The 4211-nt window shown below is 28.9% G+C and carries 5 protein-coding genes; all 5 read left to right on the top strand.

Annotated features, from left to right (window positions below; genetic code table 11):
• Positions 1 to 39: 39 nt before the first annotated feature.
• The 5 genes from Q0370_RS05540 (at position 40) to Q0370_RS05520 (ending at position 4004) form a co-directional block, all read left to right on the top strand.
• On the top strand, positions 40 to 930 hold the full coding sequence (locus tag Q0370_RS05540; protein ID WP_367270847.1) for a LysR family transcriptional regulator: 891 nt from the start codon (positions 40 to 42) through the stop codon (positions 928 to 930).
• A gap of 51 nt (positions 931 to 981) precedes the next feature.
• Entirely contained in the window at positions 982 to 1566 is a 585-nt protein-coding gene (gmhA, locus tag Q0370_RS05535; RefSeq protein ID WP_299573177.1) for a D-sedoheptulose 7-phosphate isomerase, read from the top strand.
• Positions 1567 to 1601: 35 nt separating this feature from the next.
• Positions 1602 to 2945: an MATE family efflux transporter gene (locus Q0370_RS05530; protein ID WP_299573174.1), complete on the top strand. Its 1344-nt coding sequence runs from the start codon at positions 1602 to 1604 to the stop codon at positions 2943 to 2945.
• 140 nt (positions 2946 to 3085) lie between these two features.
• Positions 3086 to 3424 carry an MliC family protein gene (locus Q0370_RS05525; RefSeq protein ID WP_299573171.1) on the top strand — a complete coding sequence of 113 codons (339 nt, stop codon included), beginning with the start codon at positions 3086 to 3088 and terminating at the stop codon, positions 3422 to 3424.
• Between the two features lie 169 nt (positions 3425 to 3593).
• On the top strand, positions 3594 to 4004 hold the full coding sequence (locus Q0370_RS05520; RefSeq protein ID WP_299573168.1) for a MarR family transcriptional regulator: 411 nt from the start codon (positions 3594 to 3596) through the stop codon (positions 4002 to 4004).
• The last annotated feature ends 207 nt before the right edge of the window (positions 4005 to 4211 follow it).

Raw genomic sequence — 4211 nt, 5'->3', positions numbered from 1 at the left:
CGAGTATGATAAATAAAATATATGATTGGAGAAATAACTGTGGATGTACATCATTTAAAAATTTTCTTTGAGGCATGCAAGGAGAAGAGTTTTACTAAAGCTGCAAAAAATTTATTTATTAGCCAATCAGCAGTGTCAATACAAATAAAAAAATTGGAAACAAAACTTGGAATTCAACTTATTGAGAGGAATTCTAAAAATTTTAGGCTAACTTTTGCTGGAAAAGAACTGTATAGAATGTCAAAAGATGTTTTTGACAAGATTCTACGTGTAGAAAAAGAGATGGAGAAAATATCACAATTTGGGAAGGGAAAAATCTGTATTGGAGCAACTCATAACATTGGAGAGCCAGTATTGCCGAGAATTATGGTAGAATTTAAAAAACACAATCCTGAAATTGAGTTTGACTTGTATATTAAAAATCGTGAATCGCTCGTAAGACATTTGAAAGAAGGAACAGTCGATATTGCCTTAATGGAGGAGTATTTTATTGAAGATAAGGAAATAAAGGTTATCGAAACAGAGGAGTATCCGTTTGTGGTTGTATCTGGAAAGGAAATATCTGATTATAAGGAATTAGAGCAGATGCAGCTGTTAAAGCGGGATACAGTTTTGACAAGCAAATATCTTGACTTGTTTGAGAAAATAATCGGATTTAATTTAGAAAATAGAATTGTAATTAATGGAAGTATTGAAACTATGAAAAATCTTATAAAAAGTGGACTTGGGTTTGCAGTTCTTCCATATTACAGCGTTTATGAGGAGATAGAGAAAGGTACATTGAAAATTATTCATAACTTTGAAAAGTCTGAAGATAAATTTCAGATTGCATATATTCGTGAAAATGGAGAAAAGTCAGGAATTGCCAAATTTGTAAAATTTGTAAGAAATTATAAGATTACGCCTGCGTTATTTTCAGTAAAAAAATAGTAGTAAATCTACAAAAATAAAACAATTTATAATTAAATTCTAGGAGGAAATATGTTAAAGGAAAATATTAGAAAGTCGTATTTGACTGCCTTTGAAACTGTAAAGGCATTTGTAGAAAATGATGAAAATATTGAAAAAACAGAAAAAATTGCACAGGAATTAGCATTAGCCTATAAAAATGGGAAAAAATCGCTAATTGCAGGAAATGGTGGAAGTAACTGTGATGCAATGCACTTTGCAGAAGAATTTACAGGAAGATTTAGAAAAGACAGAAGGGCCTTGCCGTCTATAAGTATCAGCGATTCTTCCCATATCACATGTGTTGGAAATGACTATGGATTTGATTTTGTGTTTGCAAAAGGTGTGGAAGCATTTGGGCAGGAAGGTGACTTTTTCTTTGGAATTTCAACTTCGGGAAATTCTAAAAATATAATTGAAGCTGTAAAATCGGCAAAAGAGAGAAATTTAAAAACTGTAGCATTGCTTGGAAAAGATGGCGGTAAATTAAAAGGAGTGTGTGATTATGAATTTATAATTCCTGGAGAAACATCAGACAGGATTCAGGAAGTTCATATGATGATTTTACATATTATAATTGAAGGTGTGGAAAGAATTTTATTTCCTGAAAATTATTAAAATTAATAAGGCTTTTTTTAAATTCGAGGAGGAAAATGAAAAAAAGTGTAAATATAGAAAAAATTAGAAATACAGAATATCTGAAATTAGCACTTGGATTTACTTTGTCAACTCTGACAACGCCCTTGTTAAATTCTGTTGACACAGCTGTTGTAGGAAATCTTTCAAATCCAGTTTTTATAGGTGGAGTTACACTTGGAGGAACAATTTTTAACACAATATATTGGCTTTTTGGCTTTTTACGTGTCAGCACATCTGGATATTTTGCAAAGGCTTTTGGAGAAAATAACGAAAAGGAAGAAATTACAGTATTAATCCGCCCCGTATTAATTTCACTTATTTTAGGATTTCTGTTTGTTATTTTTCAGAAAGCTATTTTATGGGGATTTATTCATTTTTTTGATGCTGGAAAGGAGATTACGAAATATATAGAAATTTATTTTAATATTCTAATATGGGGAGCCCCTTTCGTATTTCTGAACTACACATTTTTAGGATGGATAATGGGACGAAAAGAAATAAAAAAATGTCTAATCTTGCAACTTATGACAAATATTGTGAATATTTTTCTTGATTTATATTTTGTAGAAGTTTTAGGAATGGATGTTGCTGGAGTAGCAGTTGCTACACTAATTTCCCAAATTATGACAACTCTTTTATCAATTTTTATTATTTTAAGAACTTTTTCACTAAAAAAAATCTTGCACAATATAAATTTGAAAGAAATATTTGATAGAAGCGAAATGAAAAAAGTTGGAGCAGTGAATTCAGATTTAGTGATTCGTACAATCTGTTTACTGGTAGCAACAAATTTATTTTTGGAAAAAGCTGCACATAACGGTAAAATAATATTAGCTGCAAACTCTATATTATTTCAAGTTCAATATTTAATGTCATATATTTTTGATGGCTTTGCTAATGCATCAAGTGTGTTTTCAGGCATAGCGGCAGGAGAGAAAAATTTTAGAAAACTAAAATGGGTAATGAGAAAATCAATACAGTTTTGTGTTATAATTTCAATATTTTTAAGTACAGCATTTGTTTTTGGAGGTAAAAAGCTGCTACTGTTTTATACAAAAAATGCAGAAGTTATAAATACTGCAAATCAGTATAAAATTTGGATAATCATATTTCCACTAGTTGTAAGTTTTGGGCTAGTAATTTACGGAAATTTTACAGGCACAACAGAAACAGCATATATAAGAAATTCGATGATACAGGCATTAATAGTATTTTTAATCTTTTATTTTGCTGGAACAGCAATTGGCCAAAATCATGGATTATGGTTGTCGTTTATAGTATTTTCGCTAGCAAGATCAGTATTTTTGATAAGGTATATTGGTAAATTTTTGCACAAATATAAACTAAGGTTAAGTTAAAATAACTAATTATGATGTTGTTTATTGTATAAAGCAAATTTACTATGATTTCATCTTCATTAAATAGTTTTTTATAAGAGAATTAACAGTTTCATGTGGTATATTTCTATTGAAATAAATTTTGAAGAAAAGAGATGGTAATGATGAAATTAATGAAAAAATCTATGCTAGTATTGTCTGTAATGACATTAATTGGAGGAATGAGTTTTGCAGCAGCAAGTAAAAAAAGACCTACTATGAGAAGGGTAGCTTCAGAATCATATACTTGCGGTTCTGAAAGAATAAGAGTTTCTTATCCAGCAACAAATACTGCCAGAGTAGTTACTAAAGCAGGAAATGTTTACAACCTTAAGGTAGCAACATCAGGTAGTGGATCAAGATATGTTTCTAAAAATGGAAATGTAGAATTCTTTAAAGGTGGAAAAGATGCCATTTATAGAGGACCTAATGGAATTGAAAAATCTTGTACAAGAAGATAATAGAATTCATTCTTAAATTAAAGAACATAACCGATAGATTAAATGATAAAATCAGAAAGTCTTGAGGTTATGTTTTTTTAGTTATAAAAAAATTAGAAAAATCAAAGAAAATATGCTATACTATTATAAACAAATTATAATGGAAATAAAATTAAGGAGGAAACTTATTATGAAAAAAAGTATCTTAGCAATTTTTGCGATTTCAATGACATTATTTGCAGCTGGTGAGGGAGAAGTGAAAAAAGTTCACGATAATAAGACAGCTAAATTGGTAAAAGACTCATATTGTAATAAACCTAAATCTCATGGAGAATTTAAAAAGATAAATGATAAAGATTATAGAGTAGATGTTGACTTTGAAAAATGTGTATTTGATGGAGAAGAATATGAAAATGTAAAAGTTGGAGTATTAGTTCAAAATACTGAAAAAGTTGAAAAATACTTGAAAAAATATAAATATATGCATTTAAAAGCAGGTAAAAATTTAGTTTTCAATTCAAATGACAATAGTTACTATTACAATGGTTCATGGGCATTTAATAATGATAAGGCATATCCTACAGTATTTGACGGAAAATAATTTATAAATAAATTTAGGACGGTAGTTTTATTAAATTGCCGTTTTTATAATTTTTGAGGGTAGATTTTGTAGCAAAACTTCTTTAAAATCAAACTCAAAAGCTATGACTATTTTACTCAAAGCCTAAATTTACCATAATTTTTAGTAGTTCAATTTTAAATGGGTTGGAATATACTTGATAAATTATTTTCACAACAAATGCAGGAA

The sequence above is a fragment of the uncultured Leptotrichia sp. genome, assembly GCF_938036635.1.
GTDB classification, from domain to species: domain Bacteria; phylum Fusobacteriota; class Fusobacteriia; order Fusobacteriales; family Leptotrichiaceae; genus Leptotrichia; species Leptotrichia hongkongensis.
This window is presented reverse-complemented; position numbering and strand designations above follow the sequence as displayed.

Excerpts from the sequence above, each read along its gene's own strand:
- gmhA (WP_299573177.1), top strand. The coding sequence starts at position 982 with ATGTTAAAGGAAAATATTAGAAAGTCGTATTTGACTGCCTTTGAAACT.
- Q0370_RS05530 (WP_299573174.1), top strand. The coding sequence starts at position 1,602 with ATGAAAAAAAGTGTAAATATAGAAAAAATTAGAAATACAGAATATCTG.
- Q0370_RS05525 (WP_299573171.1), top strand. The coding sequence starts at position 3,086 with ATGATGAAATTAATGAAAAAATCTATGCTAGTATTGTCTGTAATGACA.
- Q0370_RS05520 (WP_299573168.1), top strand. The coding sequence starts at position 3,594 with ATGAAAAAAAGTATCTTAGCAATTTTTGCGATTTCAATGACATTATTT.